This window comes from Streptomyces sp. NPDC030183, from assembly GCF_055573455.1.
Map to the genome: position 1 here is coordinate 1 of NZ_JBVIBK010000008.1, position 20625 is coordinate 20625.

General features: G+C 72.4%; 19 protein-coding genes and 1 tRNA gene. 14 read left to right on the plus strand and 6 right to left on the minus strand.

All coding sequences use genetic code 11. The features are described from left to right. The 4 genes from ACZ4Z2_RS11345 to ACZ4Z2_RS11360 all read right to left on the minus strand — a co-directional run. Window positions 1-655 (minus strand): 2-oxoacid:acceptor oxidoreductase family protein (locus ACZ4Z2_RS11345; RefSeq protein WP_468074709.1); only part of this gene is annotated, 655 nt, incomplete at its 3' end. Window positions 656-1066: 411 nt separating this feature from the next. Further along, complete coding sequence (locus tag ACZ4Z2_RS11350; protein ID WP_468075095.1) at window positions 1067-1726, minus strand: LuxR C-terminal-related transcriptional regulator; 660 nt, start codon at window positions 1724-1726, stop codon at window positions 1067-1069. A gap of 931 nt (window positions 1727-2657) precedes the next feature. Beyond that, entirely contained in the window at window positions 2658-3998 is a 1341-nt protein-coding gene (locus ACZ4Z2_RS11355; protein WP_468074711.1) for a sensor histidine kinase, read from the minus strand. Between the two features lie 158 nt (window positions 3999-4156). Beyond that, entirely contained in the window at window positions 4157-5380 is a 1224-nt protein-coding gene (locus ACZ4Z2_RS11360; RefSeq protein ID WP_468074713.1) for a sensor histidine kinase, read from the minus strand. Between the two features lie 285 nt (window positions 5381-5665). Between ACZ4Z2_RS11360 and ACZ4Z2_RS11365 the strand changes: the two genes are divergently transcribed. The 12 genes from ACZ4Z2_RS11365 (at window position 5666) to ACZ4Z2_RS11420 (ending at window position 17666) form a co-directional block, all read left to right on the plus strand. Beyond that, window positions 5666-6079: an NADH-quinone oxidoreductase subunit A gene (locus ACZ4Z2_RS11365; RefSeq protein ID WP_055523485.1), complete on the plus strand. Its 414-nt coding sequence runs from the start codon at window positions 5666-5668 to the stop codon at window positions 6077-6079. Further along, window positions 6070-6861 carry an NADH-quinone oxidoreductase subunit B gene (locus tag ACZ4Z2_RS11370; protein ID WP_468074715.1) on the plus strand — a complete coding sequence of 264 codons (792 nt, stop codon included), beginning with the start codon at window positions 6070-6072 and terminating at the stop codon, window positions 6859-6861. The genes ACZ4Z2_RS11365 and ACZ4Z2_RS11370 overlap by 10 nt, the downstream gene beginning before the upstream one ends. Beyond that, window positions 6858-8423: an NADH-quinone oxidoreductase subunit C gene (locus tag ACZ4Z2_RS11375; protein WP_468074717.1), complete on the plus strand. Its 1566-nt coding sequence runs from the start codon at window positions 6858-6860 to the stop codon at window positions 8421-8423. The genes ACZ4Z2_RS11370 and ACZ4Z2_RS11375 overlap by 4 nt, the downstream gene beginning before the upstream one ends. Continuing rightward, window positions 8420-9388 (plus strand): complex I subunit 1/NuoH family protein, encoded by a 969-nt coding sequence (locus tag ACZ4Z2_RS11380; protein ID WP_468074719.1) that lies wholly within the window; start codon window positions 8420-8422, stop codon window positions 9386-9388. The genes ACZ4Z2_RS11375 and ACZ4Z2_RS11380 overlap by 4 nt, the downstream gene beginning before the upstream one ends. A 2-nt stretch (window positions 9389-9390) precedes the next feature. After that, a complete protein-coding gene (locus tag ACZ4Z2_RS11385) occupies window positions 9391-9990 on the plus strand; it encodes a NuoI/complex I 23 kDa subunit family protein (RefSeq protein WP_468074721.1) in 600 nt (199 codons plus the stop codon). Then, the gene (locus ACZ4Z2_RS11390) at window positions 9987-10646 is read left to right on the plus strand and encodes an NADH-quinone oxidoreductase subunit J family protein (protein ID WP_468074723.1); all 660 of its coding nucleotides are present in this window, start codon (window positions 9987-9989) and stop codon (window positions 10644-10646) included. The genes ACZ4Z2_RS11385 and ACZ4Z2_RS11390 overlap by 4 nt, the downstream gene beginning before the upstream one ends. Further along, window positions 10646-10999, plus strand: coding sequence for an NADH-quinone oxidoreductase subunit NuoK (nuoK, locus tag ACZ4Z2_RS11395; protein ID WP_468074725.1), 354 nt, complete (start codon window positions 10646-10648; stop codon window positions 10997-10999). Before ACZ4Z2_RS11390 ends, nuoK begins: the two co-directional genes overlap by 1 nt. After that, window positions 10996-12987, plus strand: a complete 1992-nt coding sequence (locus ACZ4Z2_RS11400; protein ID WP_468074727.1) for an NADH-quinone oxidoreductase subunit 5 family protein — start codon at window positions 10996-10998, stop codon at window positions 12985-12987. Before nuoK ends, ACZ4Z2_RS11400 begins: the two co-directional genes overlap by 4 nt. 6 nt (window positions 12988-12993) lie before the next feature. After that, on the plus strand, window positions 12994-14568 hold the full coding sequence (locus ACZ4Z2_RS11405) for a complex I subunit 4 family protein (protein WP_468074729.1): 1575 nt from the start codon (window positions 12994-12996) through the stop codon (window positions 14566-14568). Beyond that, window positions 14565-16136 carry an NADH-quinone oxidoreductase subunit N gene (locus ACZ4Z2_RS11410; protein ID WP_468074731.1) on the plus strand — a complete coding sequence of 524 codons (1572 nt, stop codon included), beginning with the start codon at window positions 14565-14567 and terminating at the stop codon, window positions 16134-16136. Before ACZ4Z2_RS11405 ends, ACZ4Z2_RS11410 begins: the two co-directional genes overlap by 4 nt. 271 nt (window positions 16137-16407) lie before the next feature. Then, entirely contained in the window at window positions 16408-17271 is an 864-nt protein-coding gene (gene htpX, locus ACZ4Z2_RS11415; protein ID WP_468074733.1) for a zinc metalloprotease HtpX, read from the plus strand. Then, window positions 17268-17666 (plus strand): YccF domain-containing protein, encoded by a 399-nt coding sequence (locus tag ACZ4Z2_RS11420; RefSeq protein WP_468074735.1) that lies wholly within the window; start codon window positions 17268-17270, stop codon window positions 17664-17666. The genes htpX and ACZ4Z2_RS11420 overlap by 4 nt, the downstream gene beginning before the upstream one ends. Here ACZ4Z2_RS11420 and ACZ4Z2_RS11425 read toward each other — a convergent pair. Next, the gene (locus ACZ4Z2_RS11425) at window positions 17660-18961 is read right to left on the minus strand and encodes an APC family permease (protein ID WP_468074737.1); all 1302 of its coding nucleotides are present in this window, start codon (window positions 18959-18961) and stop codon (window positions 17660-17662) included. The two genes, ACZ4Z2_RS11420 and ACZ4Z2_RS11425, sit on opposite strands and share 7 nt — an antisense overlap. 121 nt (window positions 18962-19082) lie before the next feature. Between ACZ4Z2_RS11425 and ACZ4Z2_RS11430 the strand changes: the two genes are divergently transcribed. After that, window positions 19083-19349: a GlsB/YeaQ/YmgE family stress response membrane protein gene (locus ACZ4Z2_RS11430; protein ID WP_055539388.1), complete on the plus strand. Its 267-nt coding sequence runs from the start codon at window positions 19083-19085 to the stop codon at window positions 19347-19349. A gap of 104 nt (window positions 19350-19453) precedes the next feature. On the opposite strand, the gene ACZ4Z2_RS11435 is transcribed toward ACZ4Z2_RS11430, so the two are convergent. Continuing rightward, window positions 19454-19942 carry a YajQ family cyclic di-GMP-binding protein gene (locus ACZ4Z2_RS11435; RefSeq protein WP_159771632.1) on the minus strand — a complete coding sequence of 163 codons (489 nt, stop codon included), beginning with the start codon at window positions 19940-19942 and terminating at the stop codon, window positions 19454-19456. 246 nt (window positions 19943-20188) lie between these two features. On the opposite strand from ACZ4Z2_RS11435, the gene ACZ4Z2_RS11440 reads away from it, so the two are divergent. Next, window positions 20189-20270, plus strand: a tRNA-Tyr gene (locus ACZ4Z2_RS11440). Window positions 20271-20625: the final 355 nt, after the last annotated feature.

A 20625-nucleotide genomic window follows, 5' to 3' on the forward strand; every position in this document is an offset into this window, starting at 1 on the left:
TGGCGAACTTGGTCTTGAGGAACTTCTCGGTGCCTTCGGTGGGGCGGTGGTACATCCAGGACAGCAGGCCGAGCGCGAACATGTTCTTGCTGCGTTCGGCTTCTTTGCGGGTGAGGTCGAAGTCCTTGAGGGCCTCGACGGTGAGGGTGGTCAGGGGGACGGGGTGGACGTGGTAGGCGTCCAGGGAGCCGTCGTCGAGGGGGCTGGTGGTGTAGCCGACTTTCTGCAGGGCGCGTTTGGTGAATTCGTCGGTGTTGACGATGATCTCGGCGCCGCGGGGGATGTCGGTGATGTTGGCTTTGAGGGCGGCGGGGTTCATGGCGACCAGGACGTCGGGTGCGTCGCCGGGGGTGAGGATGTCGTGGTCGGCGAAGTGGAGCTGGAAGCTGGAGACGCCGGGCAGGGTGCCGGCGGGGGCGCGGATCTCGGCGGGGAAGTTCGGCAGGGTGGACAGGTCGTTGCCGAACGAGGCGGTCTCGGAGGTGAAACGGTCACCGGTGAGCTGCATACCGTCACCCGAATCACCCGCGAACCGGATGATCACCCGATCGAGGCGGCGGACGTCCTTGGTCCCCGTCGGTTTGCGCTGTTCCCCCAGCTCTCCCAGAACGGCCTCGTCGGCCTGCTCCGCTGGGCTGCTGACCTGGCTGGTCACTGAACTGGACCTCCCTTGAGGCGGCTGTCCGGGAACGACCGTCCCAGCGGCCCTCCCGAGACCAACCCTACGTCGGTGCTGCGGACCTTCCCTTGACCGTTCGACTGTTCGACGCGCTTTTTCGGCCCCTCGCCGCCCTCGCTCCACCCCGTCCCGCACACCCACTGAACCGCCACCCAAGACGCTCCCCCGGAAGTGACGGTTCTAGTACCGGCGGGTCGGGCGCGTCGGGCGGAGAGGGGGCGGGCGGCTGGTGTTAGGGGGGTGAGACGGGGGCGGTAGGGGACGGGCGGCGAGTGTAGGAGGCGCCGGGTGGGACCGGTATGCCAGGCCGGTCAGAATGTCAGACAGGCGGGGCCCATCAGACTTCGTACAGGCGGGGCCATCAGGACTTCGTGCAGGTGGGGCCGGTCAGGAATTCAGATACGTGAGGACGGCCAGCACCCTCCGGTGGTCCCCGTCGCTCGGGGACAGCCCGAGCTTCAGGAAGATATTGCTGACGTGCTTCTCGACGGCACCGTCACTCACCACCAGCTGCCGGGCGATCGCGGAGTTGGTCCGCCCCTCCGCCATCAGCCCCAGCACCTCGCGCTCCCTCGGGGTGAGCCCCGCGAGCACATCCTGCTTACGGCTGCGCCCCAGCAGCTGGGCCACCACCTCGGGGTCGAGCGCGGTGCCGCCGCCGGCCACGCGCACCACCGCGTCGACGAACTCCCGCACGTCCGCCACCCGGTCCTTCAGCAGATATCCGACGCCCCGGCTGGACCCGGCGAGCAGCTCGGTGGCGTACCGCTCCTCCACGTACTGCGACAGCACGAGCACCCCCAGCCGCGGGTGCTCCTTCCGCAGCTGCACGGCGGCCCTGACGCCTTCGTCGGTGTGGGTCGGCGGCATGCGCACATCGGCGACGACGACATCGGGCAGCTCCCCCTGCGCGGCGAACTCCCCGATTGTCTTGATCAGCGCGTTGCCGTCCCCGACCCCCGCGACGACCTCGTGCCCCCGGTCGGTCAGCAGCCGGGTGAGGCCCTCCCGCAACAGCACCGAATCCTCGGCGATGACCACCCGCACCTTGTCCTCCACGATCCCGTCCCCCCGCAAGCCCGAAGCCGGCCGTCATCCTGGCCGGCCCACCCGACGGCCCCAGCATCCCAGCATCCCGGTCCCTCCACGCCACCCCGACACCCTCGCGCGCAAGAACCCCGCCACGTCTTGGCCGGTTACCGCCGCCGGGGCGCCCGCGCTACCTGCGCTGCCGGTCCGCCGGGCTGCCGGTCCGCCCGCGTTACCTGCGCTGCCGGGCTGCCGGTCCGCCGGGCTGCCGGGGCGCCCGTGCTACGTGCGCTGCCGGTCCGCCGGGCTGCCGGTCCGCCGGGCTGCCGGGGCGCCCGTGCCACGTGCGCTGCCGGTCCGCCGGGCTGCCGGGGCGCCCGTGCTACGTGGGCTGCCGGTCCGCCGGGCTGCCGGGGCGCCCGTGCTACGTGGGCTGCCGGTCCGCCGAGCTGCCGGGCCGCCCGCGCCATCGGACCGCCGGGCCACCTACGCCACCGGGCTGCCAGGCCTCCGCGCCTCCGCGCCACGGTGCCCCCCGGTCCGCCGGGCTGCCAAAACCCCGCGCCCCGCGCCTCAGCGCCCCGCGCCTCCGCGCCACCTTGCCGCCGGGCCGCCGGGCCGCCGGGCCGCCGGGCCGCCGGGCCGCCGGGCCGCCGGGCCGCCGGGCCGCCGGGCCGCCGGGCCGCCGGGCCACCGGGCTGCCAGGCCCTCGCGCCTCCGCACCCTGGGAGCCGCCGGGCCGCCGGGCCACCCGCGCCTCCGCGCCACCGCGACCCGGCCCCCGGGACACCGCCACCCACCACACGGCGAAGCGCGCCCGGAGCCTCCGCTCCGGACGCGCCCTGGTGGTCCCGCCCGCAGTGCCGCCGAACGCCACGCCCCCGCTCCCGCTGCCGCCGAACGCCACGCCCCCGCCCCAGCGGCCGGGCCGGGGGGCCGGGGGCCCCGATCAGGCCCGCCAGGGCAGCTCCGCCGTGACCCTGGTGGGTCCGCCGGCCGGTGAGTCCACGACCAGCACCCCGTCGACGGCCCCCAACCGCTCCGCCAGCCCGGCCAGCCCCGACCCGGCCGCGATGTCGGCGCCGCCCCTCCCGTCGTCGATGACCTGGAGCATCAGCCGCCCCTCGACCTTCCACACGTCCACCACGGCCCGGGAAGCACCCGCGTGCTTGCTGACGTTCTGCAGCAGCTCGGACACCGTGAAGTAGACGATCCCCTCGATCGCCGGCACCGGCCGCGCGGGCAGATCCACCTCCACCACCACCGGCACCGCGCAGCGGGCCGCCACCGCGGACAGCGCCGCGTCCAGCCCACGGTCGGTCAGCACCGCCGGATGGATGCCCCGCGCCAGGTCCCGCAGCTCCCGCAGCGCCGTCTTCACCTCGCCGTGCGCCGAGTCCACCATCCGCGCCGCCTCGCGCGGATCCTCGGTCACCTTCTCCTTCGCCACGCCCAGATCCATGGCCAGCGCCACCAGCCGCGCCTGCGCCCCGTCGTGCAGATCCCGCTCGATGCGCCGCAGATCGGCCGCCGCCGTGTCCACCACGACCCCCCGGTCCGACTCCAGCTCCACCACCCGCGCCCCCAGCCGGGACGGCCCGAGCAACGCCGACACCATCACCCGGTCCACCGTCGTCAGCCCCCGCACGATCCACGGCGTGGCCATCGTGAACAGCAGCCCCACCAGCGCCGTCACGGTCACCTCGAACGCGTTGTCGAGATACACGGCGTGCCCCTCGTCCCCGTACAGCTGCACCCCGTCCTGTCCGACCCACATCGGGAACACCCAGAACCACAGCGGATACGTGAGCATCGCCCAGCCGTACGCCCAGAAGTTCAGGGCGACCACGAAGGAGAACAGCGACCACGGGAACTGGACCACGGCGTACAGCAGCTGCCGCCAGGACGACCCGCTGCGCAGCACGGCGCCCATCCACGCCAGCGCCCCCCGCTTGCGCACCCGCAACGGCTCCGGCGCGGCCACCTCCACCCCGAGCAGCGCCCGCGCCCGCGCCCGCTCCATCGCCCCGAGCCCCCGGCACCCCGCGAGCCCCGCCGCCAGCACCGGCACCCCGAGGAACGTGACCAGCAGGCCCACCCCGACCGACAGCATCGTCACCGCGTACGTGAACATCAGCACGCCGATCGGGAAGCCGAGCATCACATAGCCGAACTCCCGCCAGCTACGCCCCTCGAACGGCGCCCGCAGCCCCGCCGGCACCCGGTGCCGCCGTTCCGCCCCGGCTGCGTCGTCCCAGCCGCCGTACCCCTGCCCATACGCGGATTCCATAACCGCCACTCCTCCTCACCCGCACTCCGACCGGAGCGCGCCACCACCTGGCGTACTCCCACCCTCCACGCCCCCGGCCGCCCGAACCATCCGGCCCGTCGGCGTCCGGTTCCGGGGGTTAACCCCACCCCTCGGCCCCGCCCTCGGTCCCGCCCCGCCTACCGGTCCCGCCAGGGCAGTTCCGCGGTGATCGTCGTGGGCCCGCCCGCCGGGGAATCGACCACGAAGAGACCGTCGACCGCGCCCAGCCGCTCCGCGAGGCCGGCGATCCCCGTGCCGCCGTCGACGCTCGCGCCGCCGCGCCCGTCGTCCCACACCTGGATCAGCAGCCGGTCGTCGGACCGCCAGACGTCCACGGCCGCGGACCTCGCCCCGCTGTGCTTGCTGACGTTCTGGAGCAGCTCCGAGACCGTGAAGTACGCGATCCCCTCGATGGCCGCCGCGGGCCGCGCCGGGAGATCGACCGTCACCTTCACCGGGGCGGTGCACCGCGAGGCCACCGAGGACAGCGCCGCGTCCAGGCCCCGGTCGGTCAGCACCGCCGGATGGATGCCCCGCGCCAGATCCCGCAGCTCCTGGAGCGCCAGCTTCACCTCGCCGTGCGCCTCCGCCACCATCGAGGCCACGGCGTCGTCGGCCTGCCCCTCCAGCAGCTTCTCCTTCGCCAGCCCGAGCCCCATCGCCAGGTTCACCAGCCGGGCCTGCGCCCCGTCGTGCAGATCCCGCTCGATCCGCCGCAGATCGGCCGCCGCCGTGTCCACCACGACACCCCGGTCCGACTCCAGCTCCGCGATCCGCCGCTCCAGCTCGTCCGACGGCGACAGCAGCGCCCGCACCATCGCCCGGTCCGCGTTCGCCAGCCCCCGCACGATGTACGGCAGCACCGGCCACGCCACGAACAACCCCGTGAGAGTGATCGTGAACGTCGCGATCCCCCACGGCAGCCGGATCAGCTCGTACAGCATCGAACGCCAGCCGACCGGGTCCTTCACACTCATCCACACCTGCGCGACGAACCCGTCCGCGCCGCCCCGCATCGGCAGCGGACTCGGCTCGTCCACCGTCACGTCGAGCAGCGCCCGCGCCCGTATCCGCTCCAGCTTGCCCAGCTGCCGGGCCCCCAGCAGCGCGGCCGCGAGCAGCGGGAAACCGATCACCGTCAGCGTCAGGAAGGCACTCGTGAACAGCACGGTCGTCACGAAGGTGAACCCGATCAGCGACATCGGCAGATTCGCCAGCAGATGCGCGATCTCCTTCCACGTGTGCGCCTCGAACGCGAGACGCGCCGGAGGCAGCGGTTCGGAGGGCGTGCGGCTGGAGGGCAACGGGCGCCCGGACGGCCGTCCACGGCCGGTCGAGGGAGGAGAAAGGGGCTCGGTCATGGCCACAGCCTGCCCGCCCGCGCCCCACCGGCGCCATGAGGCGAACCGCCCGACCCCCCTGGGGAAAACCCCACCGCAGCCGCCTCGGCACCGGCCCGGTCGGCAGCGAAGACCTTGGCCCGCCCGAGGAATCACGGCCCTGCGCGTGCCGAGCTGTGACGGGCTGCTTACGGTCTCTTTAGCAGGGCCTAGACTCCCGTGCGTACAGATCGTCGAACAGTGGCGTATGTATGGCGTACGGAGCGCGTACGTACAGGTCGCCAGGTGAGGGAACGAGGGGCGGACGTGCCGGAACCGACCGTCGCCGTCGCGGCGGAGTACGTCGTGGCGGCGGACTACTTCCAGTCCTACTCGGTGGTCGGACTGCTCGCCGCCGTGGGCGTGCTCTTCGTGGCCATCGCCTTCGGCGCGGGACGCCTGCTGCGCCCCGAGGTCCCCACCCGGGAGAAGCTCCTGACGTACGAGTGCGGCGTCGACCCCGTCGGCGAGCACTGGGCCCACACCCAGGTCCGCTACTACGTGTACGCCTTCCTCTACGTCATCTTCGCCATCGACTCGATCTTCCTCTTCCCCTGGGCGACCGTCTTCGCCGACGACGGCTACGGCGCGACCACGCTGGTGGAGATGTTCGTCTTCCTCGGCTTCCTCGCCGTCGGCCTGCTCTACGCATACAAGAAGGGCGTCCTGGCATGGACGTGACGCCAGAAACGACCGCCGCGCAGTCCGCTCCGCGGCCCGCCGACGGGTCCACCCCGCAGCCTGTGTCCCCGCTGCCCGTGTCCCACCCGCTGCCCGTGTCCCACCCGCTGCCCGTGTCCCACCCGCAGCCCGTGTCGCTCCCGGAGCCCAAGCGGCTGGGCGCCCTCGCGCGCCTCGCGCCCGAGCCGATGAAGGTGATCCTCAACTGGGGCCGCCGCTACTCGCTCTGGGTCTTCAACTTCGGGCTGGCCTGCTGCGCGATCGAGTTCATCGCCGCGTCGATGGCCCGCCACGACTTCATCCGCCTCGGCGTGATCCCCTTCGCGCCGGGCCCCCGCCAGGCCGACCTGATGGTCGTCTCCGGCACCGTCACCGACAAGATGGCCCCGGCCGTGAAGCGCCTCTACGAGCAGATGCCGGAACCGAAGTACGTCATCTCCTTCGGCGCCTGCTCCAACTGCGGCGGCCCCTACTGGGACTCCTACTCGGTGACCAAGGGCGTCGACCAGATCATCCCGGTCGACGTCTACGTCCCCGGCTGCCCGCCCCGCCCCGAGGCCCTCCTCCAGGGCATCCTGAAGCTCCAGGAGAAGATCGCGAGGGAGTCCCTGGGGGAGCGGTACGGCCACGGAACGGCCACCGCGACCGCATCGGCCGCCGGGGCGGACCCGGCTCCGGCCCGCCCGTCGCCGGCGGCCCTCCAGAGCGACCTGGTGAAGCCCCCGGCCCGGCCCGCCGACACCGGCACGACCGACAGCTCCAGTGAGGAGGGGGACCGGTGACCGGCTGGCTCCCCGCCCCCGCCGAGGAACTCTTCGGCGCGGACGCCACCGCCGAGGAGTCGTACGACGTCCTCACCGTCGACGTGCCCGCCGCCTCCTGGATCGAGGCCCTGAGCACCGCCCGCACCACTCTGGGCTGCACCTATTTCGACTGGCTGAGCGCGGTCGACGAGCCCGGCACCGGCTTCCGGGTCTCGGCCCACGTCGTGGCCCTGGCCCCGGTCCGCCGCCTCCTGGTGCGCACCACCGTCCCGCACGAGTCGCCGGTGCTGCCCACCGCCGTGAACGTCTACGCCGGTGCCGCCTGGCACGAACGCGAGACCCACGAGATGTTCGGCGTCCGCTTCGAGGGCCACCCCGGCCTGGACCACCTCCTCCTCCCCGAGAACTTCGAGGGCCACCCCCTCCGCAAGGACTTCGTGCTGGCCGCCCGGGTCGCCAAGGCATGGCCCGGCGCCAAGGAACCCGGCGAGTCCGAGCACGGCGGCCCCAAGCGCCGCCAGATGCTCCCGCCCGGCGTCCCCGACCCCAACGAGTGGGGCCCCCTCAAGGGCCAACTCCCCCCAGCCCCGGCCCGCCCCACCCGAACCGCCGGCGACCGCCCGACCCGAACGGCGGGCGACCGCCCGACCCGGGCCACCGGCGACCGCCCCGCCGGGGCCGCAGCCGACCGGCCCGTACGACGCACCCGTACGGCGGCGCAGGGCTCGGCAAGCCAGACGGCCGCCGAGCCGACGCCGACATCGCCCCCGGACGCCTCGGGGACCCCGGCTGCACCGGCCTCTCCGACGCCGCGTCGTAGCCGTACGGCGGCGCAGGGCTCGGCGAGCCAGACGGCCGGCGAACCGACGCCGGGGACCCCGGCCTCCCCGGCTGCACCGGCCTCTCCGACGCCGCGTCGTAGCCGTACGGCGGCGCAGGGCTCGGCGAGCCAGACCGCCGCCGAGTCGGCGTCGTCGCCCGAGGCACCGTCCGCGCCCACGACGCCGCGCCGCGCCCGTACCGCCTCCGGCGGCTCGGCGAGCCAGCGCACCCCGTCGGCCGACGCCCCCGGCGAGCCCCCGGCCCAGAACCGACCCGCACGCCCCGCCGCCCGCAGCGCCGACGCCCCGTGGCACCACGCCCGCCCGGCCTTCGAGGAGCCCACACCGGAAGCGGAGCGCGCTCCGACGGAGCCGAAGCCCGCGCCTGAGCCGGAGTCACAGGCCGAGCCCCCGACCCCGCCAAAGCAGCAGCCCCAGCCCCCGAAGCCCGAGGCCGAACCACCGGCGGCGGAACCCGGGCCCGCGCCCGCGCCCGAGCCCTCCCACCCGCCCGAGGCTGCACCCGGCGCCAAGACCGAACCGGCCTCCGGCACCGAACCCGCGCCCGCGCCCGCGCCCGGCACCGAAACCCCGGCGGAGCCTCCCGCGTCCCCGGGCACCCCCGGTGACCACGCCCCCGGCGACGGGAACGACACGCCCGCCGACGAGACCCCGGACGAACCCCCCGCCCCCGCACCGGCCCCCGCCCCGGAGCCGCCGCCCACCACCCCCGAACCCCCCGCAGGAGGCCCGCGGTGAACGACGCCCTCGACGTCGCCCTGCGACTCCTGCTCGTCTTCGTCGTCTTCCTCACGTTCCCCCTGATCATCGGTCAGACGGAACACAAGGTGATGGCCCACATGCAGGGCCGCCTCGGCCCCATGTACGCCGGCGGCTTCCACGGCTGGGCCCAGCTCGTCGCCGACGGCGTGAAGTTCGCCCAGAAGGAAGACATCGTCCCGGCCGGCGCGGACCGCCGTATCTTCCAGCTCGCCCCGGCCGTCGCCCTCCTCCCGTACCTCCTCGTCCTCCTCGCCATCCCCGTCGGCCCCGGCGAGGGCGCCGTCGGCGAGGTCGTCGACGCGGGCATCTTCTTCGTCCTCGCCGTGATGGGCGTCGGCGTCCTCGGCTCCCTGATGGCCGGCTGGGCCTCCGCGAACAAGTTCTCCCTCCTCGGCGGCCTCCGTACCGCCGCCCAGCTTCTCGCCTACGAGCTCCCGATGCTCCTGACGGCCGCCTCGGTCGCGATGGCGGCCGGCACGGTCTCCCTCGTCGGCATCCTCGACGCCTTCCAGTGGTGGTGGCTCCCCTGGCAGATCGTCGGCGCGATCGTCTTCTTCGTCGCCGGCCTCGCCGAACTCCAGCGCCCGCCGTTCGACATGCCGGTCGCCGACTCGGAGATCATCTTCGGCGCCTACACCGAGTACACCGGCCTCCGCTTCGCCCTGTTCCTCCTCGCCGAGTACGCCGGGATCGTCGTCCTGTGCGGTCTGACCACCGTCCTCTTCCTCGGCGGCTGGCACGGCCCCTGGGGCGCCGACGGCCTCGGCTGGGTCTGGACCCTCCTGAAGACCGCCGTCCTCGCCTTCCTCGTGATCTGGCTCCGCGTGACCTACCCCCGGTTGCGCGAGGACCAGCTGCAGAAGCTGTCCTGGACCCTCCTCGTCCCCCTGTCCCTCGCCCAGATCGCCCTCACCGGCGTCGTCAAGGTGGTGATCCGGTAACCATGGCCCCCATCCCCGGTAGTGGTCTCGCCAAGGGCCTGGCCGTCACCCTCCGCACGATGACGCGGAAGACGGTCACCGAGCAGTACCCGGACGCCCAGCCCGAACTCCCGCCCCGCACCCGCGGTGTCATCGGCCTCTTCGAGGAGAACTGCACCGTCTGCATGCTCTGCGCCCGGGAGTGCCCGGACTGGTGCATCTACATCGACTCCCACAAGGAGACCGTCCCGCCCGCCGCCCCCGGCGGCCGTGAGCGCAGCCGCAACGTCCTCGACCGCTTCGCCATCGACTTCTCCCTCTGCATGTACTGCGGTATCTGCATCGAGGTCTGCCCCTTCGACGCGCTGTTCTGGTCCCCCGAGTTCGAGTACGCCGAGACCGACATCCGCGAACTCACCCACGAGCGCGACAAGCTCCGCGAGTGGATGTGGACCGTCCCGTCCCCGCCCGCCCTCGACCCCGGCGCCGAGGAACCCAAGGAACTCACCGCCGCCCGCAAGACCGCCGAGAAGCTCGCCGCCACCCAGCAGGCCGAACAGGCGCAACGCGCGGGTCAGGCCGAACAGGCCGAGCAGGCGCAGCCGGGGGAGGGGAACGCATGAGCGTCTCCGCCGCCACCGCCGTGACGCTCGCCGCCACGCACCACCACCCCGCCCTGGCCGCCGTCGAGACCCGGGGCTTCCTCTCGCCGACCGGCGTCGAGATCGCCTTCCTCCTCGTCGGCCTGGTCACCCTCGGCGCCGCGATCGTCGCCGTCACCACGCGCCAGCTGGTGCACGCCGCCCTGTGGCTGGTCGTGGCGCTCGGCGGCCTCGCCGTCGAGTACCTGCTGCTCACCGCCGAGTTCATCGCCTGGGTCCAGGTCCTCATCTACGTCGGCTCCGTCGTCGTGCTCCTCCTGTTCGGGCTGATGCTCACCAGGGCCCCGATCGGCCGCTCCCCGGACGCCGACTCCGGCAACCGCTGGGCCGCCCTCACCGTGGCCGTCGCCGCTGCCGCCGCCCTCGTGTGGGTCGTCGTCGACGCCTTCCGTGCCACATGGATCGACCTCGACGGCCCCGCCGCCGGCTCGACCAAGGACACCGGCAAGAGCCTCTTCCAGAACTGGGTCCTCCCCTTCGAGGCCCTCTCCGTCCTCCTCCTCGCCGCCCTGGTCGGCGCGATCGTCCTCTCCCGCAAGGCCAGAGCGACCCCCGACGAACCGAAGCCCCCCACCCCGGCCGACACCCCCGACGCGTCCGAGGGAGGGGTCCGCTGATGCACCTCGCCTATCCCGTCGTGCTCTCCGCCCTCCTCTTCTGCACGGGCCTGTACGGCGTCCTCGCCCGCCGCAACGCGATCCTGGTCCTGATGTCCGTCGAGCTGATGCTCAACGCCGTCAACCTCAACCTCGTCGCCTTCGACGTCTGGCTCAGCAAGGCCGCCGAGGAGACCCTCCACTCCGGGCAGGCCCTGACCCTGTTCACCATCACCATCGCCGCCGCGGAGATCGGCATCGGCCTGGCGATCGTCCTCGCCGTCCACCGCAACCGCGGCACCGCCGACATCGACAAGCTCCGCGACACCGCCGAACGACCCGAGCGGAACGAGAAGGCCGAGGCCAGCGCGTGACCACGACCACCCTCGCCGTCCTCGTCCCCCTCCTCCCGTTCCTCGGCGCCGCCGCCGGACTGCTCCTCGGCCGCACCGCCCCCGGCTTCGGCCGCCCCATGGCCGTACTCCCGACCCTCACGGCCTTCGCGCTGGCGGTGCTGGTCGCCGTACGCCAGGGCGGCGACAGCCCGGTCGTCGCGGCCACGCAGCTCACCCCGACCGGCTCGGTGCCCATCGACCTCGCCCTGTACATCGACGGCTTCGCCGCCCTCGTCGCCGTGGTCGTCGGCCTGGTCGCCACCTGCGTGCAGATCTACTCGACGGGCTATCTGCGCGACGACCCCCGCTACCCCTCGTACGCCGCTCTCGTCTCCCTCTTCACCTCCGCGATGCTGCTCGTCGTCTACTCCGGCGACCTGATGGTCCTGCTGGTCGGCTGGGAGATCATGGGCATCTGCTCCTACTTCCTGGTCGGCCACTACTGGGAGACCCCGGAGGCCCGCGCCGCCTCCCTCAAGGCGTTCCTGGTCACCAAGCTCGGCGACGTCCCCTTCCTGATCGGTCTGTTCGCCCTCGCCGCGGACGCCGGGTCGTTCCGCGTCACCCGGATCCTCGGCACCGTCGCCGACGGCGGCCTCGACCACCCGACGCTGATCGCCCTGCTGCTCCTCGCCGGAGTGGCCGGCAAGTCCGCGCAGTTCCCCCTCCACACCTGGCTGCCCGACGCGATGGCCGGCCCGACGCCCGTCTCCGCGCTGATCCACGCCGCGACGATGGTCGCCGCCGGTGTCTACTTCATCGCCCGTCTCCTCCCGGTCTTCACCGCCTCCGCGGCGGCCCTGGTCGTCCTCGCCGTGATGGCCGCCGTCACCATGGCCGGCTCGGCCCTCGCCGCGCTCGCCCAGGACGACATCAAGCGCGTCCTCGCCTACTCGACGATCGGCCAGCTCGGCTACATGACCGGCGCCCTCGCCGTCGGCGACCGCGGCGCCGCCGTCTTCCACCTCATCTCCCACGGCGCCTTCAAGGCGCTGCTGTTCCTCGCCGCCGGCGTGATCATCCACGCCGCCGGCACCAACTCCCTGGCCGCCATGTCCCGCATGAGCAACCTCCGCGCCCGCGTCCCCGACGCCTACTGGACGATGACCGTGGCGCTCCTCGCCCTCGCCGCGATCCCGCCCTTCAGCGGCTTCTTCTCCAAGGAGTCCGTCCTCGGCGCCGCCGAGACCGCCGCCGAGGGCCACACCGAGCACATCCCCGGCGCCGCCGGATGGACCGTCCTCGTCGCCGGTCTGCTCACTGCCCTCCTCACCGCCGCGTACGCCACCCGCCTGTGGCTGCGCGCCTTCCGCGGCCAGGGCGACGAAGCCCCCGACCACGGCCGCCAGCCGCTGAGCATGACCACCGTCCTCTGGGTCCTCGCCGTCCCGTCCCTCGCCCTCGGCGCGCTCGCCTACGGCACCCTCCCCGACTGGTTCGACGGCGACGATCTGGCCCCCACCCTCACCACGTCCGTCCTCGGCACCGGCCTCGCCCTCACCGGCGGCCTCGTGACGTACGCGGCCTGGCGGTACACCACGGCCCTGGCCCGCACCCCGCTCGGCGCGGTCGCGGCCCACCCCGAGGCGGACGCCGCGACGGTCGAGGCGGAGGCCATCGCCAGCCACGCGCCCGCCTACGGGGACGTGGCCTCGGCACCCGACCCGACGGACCCCTCCCGGGTCCTGCTCGGCCCGCTGCACCGCCACGCCGCCGTCGGCTTCCACCTCGACGCCGTGTACGACACCCTCTTCGTCCGCCCGGTCCAGACCGGCGCGCGACTCGTCCGGTTCCTCGACCGCGAGGTCGTCGACACCTACGTACACGGCGCGGGCGCACTGCCCCGCCTGCTCGGCGCGGCCGTACGGCGGGCGCAGACCGGCAACGTGCAGACCTATGTGAGCGCGCTGCTCGCCGGCACCGTCGTCCTGGTGGTCGCCGCCCTCCTCGTCGCCACGGGAGCGTGAGCAGGCGTGATCGATATCAACGAGTCCGTGATGCAGTTCCTTCTGGCGTTCGTCGTCGTCGGCCCGCTCATCGGCGCCGCCGCCGCTCTCCTGCCCGCCCCGCCGGGGCTGAAGGGGAAGTCACCCGAGCAGGCCGTGCTCCGCCACGGCGTCACCGTGACCGGCGCGGTGCTCATCGCCGCGATCGTCCTCGCGCTCGGCTTCGACCACGACCATCCGTCGAGGATGCAGGCCAGCACCGACATCAGCTGGATCCCCGCACTCGATGTGCGCATCCACCTGGGCATCGACGGCATCTCCCTCCCCCTCCTGGTCCTGACCGCGCTGCTGACCTTCCTCTGCGCGCTCTACTCGTACTTCAAGCTGCCCTCGGGCCCGTCCCCGAAGGCGTTCGTCGCCCTGCTGCTCGTCCTCGAGTCCGGCACCCTCGCGACCTTCGCCGTCCTCGACCTGCTGCTGTTCTTCCTCGCGTTCGAGATGGTCCTCATCCCGATGTACTTCCTCATCGCCCGCTGGGGCGGTGAGCAACGCACGCGGGCCGCTTGGAAGTTCATCCTCTACACCCTGCTCGGTTCCGTGGTCATGCTGCTCGGCCTGCTCCTGATCGGACTCAGGGCGGGCACATTCGACATGGTGGCACTCACCACTGACAATCACCCCGAACTGACCACATCCGTGCAGGTCATCGCCGTTCTGACGATCGGGATCGGGCTCGCGGTGAAGACCCCGATGTGGCCACTGCACAGCTGGCTGCCCGACGCGCACACCGCCGCCCCGACCGTCGGCTCGGTGCTGCTGGCCGGCGTCCTGCTGAAGATGGGCACCTACGGGTTCGTCCGCATCCTGCTGCCGATCACCCCCGACGGCTTCCGCACCTTCGCGCCGTACCTCGCCGCCTTCGCGGTCGTCGGGATCATCTACGGGTCCCTCGCCTGCCTCGCCCTCGCACGGCCGGGCGCCAAGGGCGACCTCAAGCGCCTCATCGCGTACTCCTCCGTCGGCCACATGGGCTTCGTGCTCCTCGGCATCGCGACGATGACCCCGACCGGAGTGAACGGCGCCCTGTTCGCCAACATCGCCCACGGCCTCATCACCGGCCTGCTGTTCTTCCTCGTGGGCGCCCTCAAGGACCGCACCGGCACCACCGACCTCGACGCCTTGGCCCAGGACACCGGCGCCGCCCTCTACGGCAGGGCGCCGCGCCTCGGCGGCCTGCTCGCCTTCGGCGCCGTCGCCTCCCTCGGACTGCCCGGCCTCGCCGGGTTCTGGGGCGAGATGCTCGCCCTGTTCGGCGCGTTCCGGCCCGCCGACGACCTCAGCCGCCCGGCCTTCCTCACCTTCATGGCGATCGGCGCGTTCGGCACCCTCCTCACCGCCGCGTACATGCTGATCGTGGTCCGCCGCGTCTGCATGGGCGCCGCCCCGCAGGAGGGGCCCCGGCTCGCCGACGTACAGACGTACGAGTTCGCGGCCTGGACCCCGCTCGTCGCCCTCACCGTCCTCGCCGGTCTCTGGCCCGCGGCCCTCCTCGGCCTGACCGATCCGGCCGTGCAGCAGCTCCTCGCAGGAGGCACCCGATGAGCTCCCTGGCCCCGACGACGGCCCTGACCGCGGCCCAGGCGCCGGCGCAGGCGTCGACGCAGCCGCTGGCCGAGTCCGTCGTCCAGTCCGTCGACTGGCTCGCCGTCGCGCCGCCCACGATCGCCGCCGTCGTCGGCCTCGCCGTGCTCGTCGCCGACCTCTTCGTCGGCGACACCAGGAAGGCCCTGCTCGGCTGGGTGTCGGTCGGGGGCCTCGCCCTGTCGCTGCTGGCCCTGGTGCCCCTCCTGGACGGCGACCGCGGCACCTTCTGCCTGAGCGGCACCCCCGACGTGTGCAGCTACACCGCGGACCGCTTCACCCTCGTCATCCAGTTCATGGTGCTCGGCGGCGCCCTCCTCGCCGCCCTGCTGTCGATGACGGCATTGAAGGACGCCGACAAGGAACTGCCCGAAGGGGAGTTCTGGTTCCTGCTCCTGTCGTCCGCCGCGGGCGCCGCCCTCCTGCCCGCCTCCCGCGATCTCGCGACCCTCGTCGTGGCCCTGGAGGTCGCCTCGCTGCCCGCGTTCGCCCTCGTCGGCATCCGCCACGGCGACAAGCGGTCCTCCGAGGCGGCCCTGAAGTTCTTCCTGTCGTCCGTCACCGCGACCGCCGTCAGCCTCCTCGGCATCAGCTTCGTCTACGCCACCACCGGCACCCTTTACCTCACCCAGATCGCCGACCGCGTCCAGCACGTCGACGGCCAGCTCCACACCGTCACCCAGACCGGCGTCGTCCTCACCCTCATCGGGTTCGCCTTCAAGACGGCCGCCGTACCGTTCCACTTCTGGGTCCCCGACACCTATGTCGGCGCCCCCCTCCCGGTAGCCGCCTACCTGTCGGTCGTCGGCAAGGCGGTCGGCTTCTCCGGGCTCATCCTCGTCACCGTCGTCGCCCTCCCGTCGTACGCCGACGTCTGGGGCCCCGCCCTCGCCGCGCTGGCGGCCCTCACCATGACCGTCGGCAACGTCGGCGCCCTCAGACAGCAGTCCACGCGCGCGTACAGCGCGGTCCGCCTGCTCGCCTGGTCGTCCGTCGGCCAGGCCGGCTACCTCCTGGTGCCGATCGCGGCCGCCGCCTACACCGACGACGCCGAGCAGGCCATCGGCTCCACCGTCGCCTACGCGCTGATGTACGCGGCCGTCAACCTCGGCGCCTTCGCCGTGGCCGCCCTCGTCGGCCGCACCAGGACCCTCAACCGCGTCAGCGACTACCGCGGCCTGTACGCGTCGAGCCCCCTGACCGCGCTGCTGCTGGGCTTCTTCCTGCTCTGCCTCGCCGGACTGCCGCCGGGCATCATCGGCCTGTTCGCCAAGGTCACCGTCTTCTCGGTGGCGGTCGACGCGGGCCTCGGCTGGCTCGCCGTCGTCATGGCGGTCAACGTCGTGGTCGCGCTGTTCTACTACCTCCAGTGGACCGCGCTGCTGTTCCGCGCCCCCGAGGGCGAACCCCAGCCGCACCGCCTCCCCGCCCCCCTCACGATCGCGATCGCCCTCACCGGAATCGTCGGCATCGCCCTCTCCGGCGCCCCCCAGCTGATCCTGCGCTTCGCCGACACGGGCCTCTTCTAGCCCGCACCGCCCTCTTCCACGGGCGGTCGGCCCGGCAGGCACAGCCGCCCCTGGGCATCCGGCACGCACGCGTGGGCACTCGATGCCCCGTACACGCGTGCGTGCCGAGGCGTCCGGCCGTCACCCGGACGGCTCCGCCCCGGCCCGCGCGCACAAGGGAACTAGTGCCTCCCGCCTGGCGTTGACCAGTTCGGGAGGGTCCACTGAGAAGTGGAGTCAACAGCGACAGCAGGCAATGGGTTCCCCTGCCGCACGACTTGGAGGGCGTACCGTGCACCGCCGGCACAACGGGCTCAGGACCGCCGTACTCCTCGGGGGACTGTCCGCACTCATCATCGTCATCGGAAGTCTCTTCGGCCGGACGGGCCTGATCATCGCGGTCGTCGTCGCCCTCGGCACGAACGCGTACGCCTACTGGAACAGCGACAAGCTGGCTCTACGCGCGATGCGCGCCCGCCCGGTCAGCGAGTTCGAGGCCCCCGCCCTGTACCGCATGGTCCGCGAGCTCTCCACCCAGGCCAGGCAGCCCATGCCCCGCCTCTACATCTCCCCGACCGACGCCCCGAACGCGTTCGCGACGGGCCGCAACCCGCGCAACGCGGCCGTGTGCTGCACGGACGGCATCCTCCGCCTGCTCGACGAACGGGAGCTGCGCGGCGTCATCGGCCACGAGTTGAGCCATGTCTACAACCGCGACATCCTGATCTCGTCGGTCGCGGGCGCACTCGCCTCCGTGATCATGTTCCTGGTCAACTTCGCCTGGCTGATCCCCATCGGCCGCTCCGACGACGACGACGGCCCCGGACTCCTCGGCATGCTGCTGATCATGATCCTGGGCCCGCTCGCCGCCAGTCTCATCCAGCTCGCGATCAGCCGCTCCAGGGAGTACGAGGCCGACGCCTCGGGCGCCCAGCTCACCGGTGACCCCCTGGCCCTCGCCGGCGCCCTGCGCAAGCTCGAAGCGGGCACCAAGCAGCTCCCGCTGCCCCCGGAACCCCGCATCGAGACGGCGAGCCACATGATGATCGCGAACCCGTTCCGTCCAGGCCAGGGCTTCTCGAAGATGTTCTCCACGCACCCGCCCATGGCCGAACGCATCGCCCGACTCGAGAAGATGGCAGGTCGCCCCCAGTGAAGACGATCCTCAACATCATCTGGCTCATCCTCAGCGGCTTCTGGCTCTTCCTCGGCTACGTGGTCGCGGGACTCCTCCTGTGCGTCACGATCATCGGCATCCCTTTCGGCATCGCAGCGTTCCGCATCGGCGTCTACGCCCTGTGGCCCTTCGGGTACACCACGATCGAACGCCGTGACGCGGGCGCGCCCTCGTTCCTCGGCAACGTCCTGTGGCTGGTCCTGGCGGGCTGGTGGCTCGCGCTGACCCACATCTTCACGGGCCTGGCGCTCTGCATCACGATCATCGGCATCCCGTTCGGCATCGCCAACTTCAAGCTGGTCCCGCTCTCCCTGATGCCGCTGGGCCGCGAGATCATCTCGACGGACGAGCCGTTCGCCGCCGGACGCTACTGACCGGAGGGGCCGGAGGGGCCTGAGGGGCCGGAAGGACCGGAGGGGCCGGAGCGCCGCCACCACCGCCGTACGAAGTAGGCCGCGGCCCCGGCGCCCAGCACGGCGGCACCCGCCGCCACCGACACCGCGGGCAGCGCGAACGCCACGACGACACAGCCGACGAGCCCCACCACGGGCACGAACCGCGAGACCGGCGCGGAACTGAGCGTCCAGGCGGACGCGTTGGCGACCGCGTAGTACGCGAGCACGCCGAACGAGGAGAAGCCGATCGCGCCCCGCACATCGACGGTCGCGGCCAGCACGGCGACCACCGCGCCGACGGCCAGCTCCGCCCGGTGCGGCACCTGGAAGCGGGGGTGCACGGCGGCCAGCGCCCCCGGCAGATGCCGGTCACGGGCCATGGCCAGCGTCGTCCGCGAGACGCCCAGGATCAGCGCCAGCAGCGACCCCAGCGCGGCCACCGCCGCACCGACCCGCACCACCGGCACCATTCCCGGCACCCCGGCCGCCCGCACCGCGTCGGCCAGCGGGGCCGTCGCCTGCCCGAGACCGCCCGAGCCCAGCACGGACAGCACGGCGACCGCGACGGCCGCGTACACGACGAGCGCGATGCCCAGCGCGAGGGGGATCGCGCGGGGGATGGTGCGCGCCGGATCGCGCACCTCCTCACCCAGGGTCGCGATGCGCGCGTACCCGGCGAACGCGAAGAACAGCAGTCCGGCCGCCTGGAGCACGCCGCCCACGCCACCCGACGTCCCGATGTCCAGCCGCCCCGCGTCGGACCGGCCGGACGTGAGGCACACGACGACCACGGCCGCGAGGACGGCCAGCACGACGGCGACGATCACCCGCGTCAGCCAGGCCGACTTCTGGATGCCGCCGTAGTTCACGGCGGTCAGCGCCACCACGGCGGCCACGGCCACGGCGTGCGCCTGCTCCGGCCAGACGTACGCCCCCACGGTGAGCGCCATCGCCGCGCACGAGGCGGTCTTGCCGACGACGAAGGACCAGCCGGCCAGATACCCCCAGAAGGCGCCGAGCCGCTCCCGCCCGTACACATAGGTGCCGCCCGAGGCGGGGTACAGGGCCGCGAGCCGTGCGGAGGACATGGCGTTGCAGTAGGCGACGACGGCCGCGAGCGCGAGACCGAGGAGCAGCCCGGACCCGGCGGCGTGCGCCGCGGGCCCGAGGGCCGCGAAGATACCGGCGCCGACCATCGATCCGAGGCCGATGATCACCGCGTCACCGACGCCGAGCGTGCGCCGCAGTCGGGCGTCCGAAACGGGCTGTGTCATGAGCCGCACCCTACTGACCAGCGCAACCACCGGACATACGGGAGGCGTCCTCCAGGACAACAGAGCACGACGCGACACCCGGCGTCCCGCGGGGCACGGCGCAGAAGGGCAGGTTCACGGCATGAGCATCATCGGCTGGATCGTTCTGGGGCTGTTGGCCGGCGCCATCGCCAAATTCCTGCTGCCGGGCCGCGACCCGGGCGGCTTCATCGGCACGACCCTGATCGGCGTCGCGGGAGCGTTCATCGGCGGCTGGATCTCCGCCCGCTGGCTGGACCACCCGATCAGCAAGGACTTCTACGACGGCGCCACCTGGGCGGCCGCGATCGGCGGCTCCCTGGTCCTGCTGATCGCCTACCGCCTGCTGTTCGGCCACTCCCGCCGCTGAGGAGCCACGGCCGCGGAGAACGGGTGGGCCCGCGGCCCGGCCGAGCGCCCACCCGCCACGCGGTACCGGCGAAAACCTCTGCTCCCGGACCGCCGGTCGTGCTCTTACCGGTAGTTGACGAACTGGATCGCGAAGTCGAAGTCCTTGCCCTTGAGGAGGGCGATCACGGACTGCAGGTCGTCACGGCTCTTGGAGCTCACCCGGAGTTCGTCGCCCTGGACCTGGGCCTTGACGCCCTTGGGGCCCTCGTCGCGGATGATCTTCGCCACCTTCTTGGCGTTCTCCTGGGAGATGCCCTCCTGGATCTCCGCGAAGATCTTGTACTCCTTGCCGGACAGTTGGGGCTCGCCCGCCTCCAGCGCCTTCAGGGAGATCCCCCGCTTGATCAGCTTGGACTGGAAGACGTCGAGGACGGCCTTCACCCGGTCCTCGGAGTTCGCCTCCATCAGGATCTTCTCGCCGGACCACGAGATCGAGGCGCCGACGCCCTTGAAGTCGTAGCGCTGCGAGATCTCCTTGGCGGCCTGGTTGAGGGCGTTGTCGACCTCCTGCCGCTCGACCTTCGAGACAATGTCGAAACTGGAGTCGGCCATGTCCTGTGGCTCCTTGTATCGGGGTACCGGGGGGCGTGCCGGGACCATCGGGTACGTGTCGGCGCGCGCGAAAAGCGATCGCCGAGCCCGGTGTCAGGTCCCGCGCCGCATCCGGACAAGCCTAGCCACCCAGCCCCCTCCGAGTACTGATCAATCAGGTGGCGAAGCACCCCCACGCATCAGGTATCGTTTACGTCGTCGCCACGGAGCACCGCCGAAAAGCGGTTCGAAGGGCGCCAAATCCCAGGCGGTGTGCCCGAGTGGCCAATGGGAGCGGACTGTAAATCCGTCGGCTTAGCCTACCCAGGTTCGAATCCTGGCGCCGCCACAGGACTGAAAGGGCCCGTGACCAGCAGCAATGCTGATCACGGGCCCTTCTGGTGTTCAGGCTGACCGTGGGGCGTTCTCCAGGGCTCTGCCCCACCTTGTCTCACCCTGATTCGCCTGTTGACCAGTGCATGTGGGGCATCCGTGGGGCACGTCGTCACGCCCAATGCTCCAGCGCCGCGTCGATTCGGGGCGTTGGCCATGGCCGTGGCTCCGTCGAGGCACTTCGCGTTGACCTTCAGCAGGACGGCGACCGAGTGGCCGGCACGTCGCGCGACTTCCACCGGGTCGACCCCGGAGTCCAGCCAAAGGGAGACGCATGCGTGACGAAGATCATATGGGCGCGCGGCGAGCGG

Bases quoted from the DNA above. Each gene is read 5' to 3' on its own strand.
- ACZ4Z2_RS11435 (WP_159771632.1), bottom strand. From the start codon at position 19,942: ATGGCCGACTCCAGTTTCGACATTGTCTCGAAGGTCGAGCGGCAGGAG.
- ACZ4Z2_RS11430 (WP_055539388.1), top strand. From the start codon at position 19,083: ATGAGCATCATCGGCTGGATCGTTCTGGGGCTGTTGGCCGGCGCCATC.
- ACZ4Z2_RS11360 (WP_468074713.1), bottom strand. From the start codon at position 5,380: ATGACCGAGCCCCTTTCTCCTCCCTCGACCGGCCGTGGACGGCCGTCC.
- ACZ4Z2_RS11425 (WP_468074737.1), bottom strand. From the start codon at position 18,961: ATGACACAGCCCGTTTCGGACGCCCGACTGCGGCGCACGCTCGGCGTC.
- ACZ4Z2_RS11390 (WP_468074723.1), top strand. From the start codon at position 9,987: ATGAGCGTCTCCGCCGCCACCGCCGTGACGCTCGCCGCCACGCACCAC.
- ACZ4Z2_RS11370 (WP_468074715.1), top strand. From the start codon at position 6,070: ATGGACGTGACGCCAGAAACGACCGCCGCGCAGTCCGCTCCGCGGCCC.
- nuoK (WP_468074725.1), top strand. From the start codon at position 10,646: ATGCACCTCGCCTATCCCGTCGTGCTCTCCGCCCTCCTCTTCTGCACG.
- ACZ4Z2_RS11385 (WP_468074721.1), top strand. From the start codon at position 9,391: ATGGCCCCCATCCCCGGTAGTGGTCTCGCCAAGGGCCTGGCCGTCACC.
- ACZ4Z2_RS11355 (WP_468074711.1), bottom strand. From the start codon at position 3,998: ATGGAATCCGCGTATGGGCAGGGGTACGGCGGCTGGGACGACGCAGCC.
- ACZ4Z2_RS11410 (WP_468074731.1), top strand. From the start codon at position 14,565: ATGAGCTCCCTGGCCCCGACGACGGCCCTGACCGCGGCCCAGGCGCCG.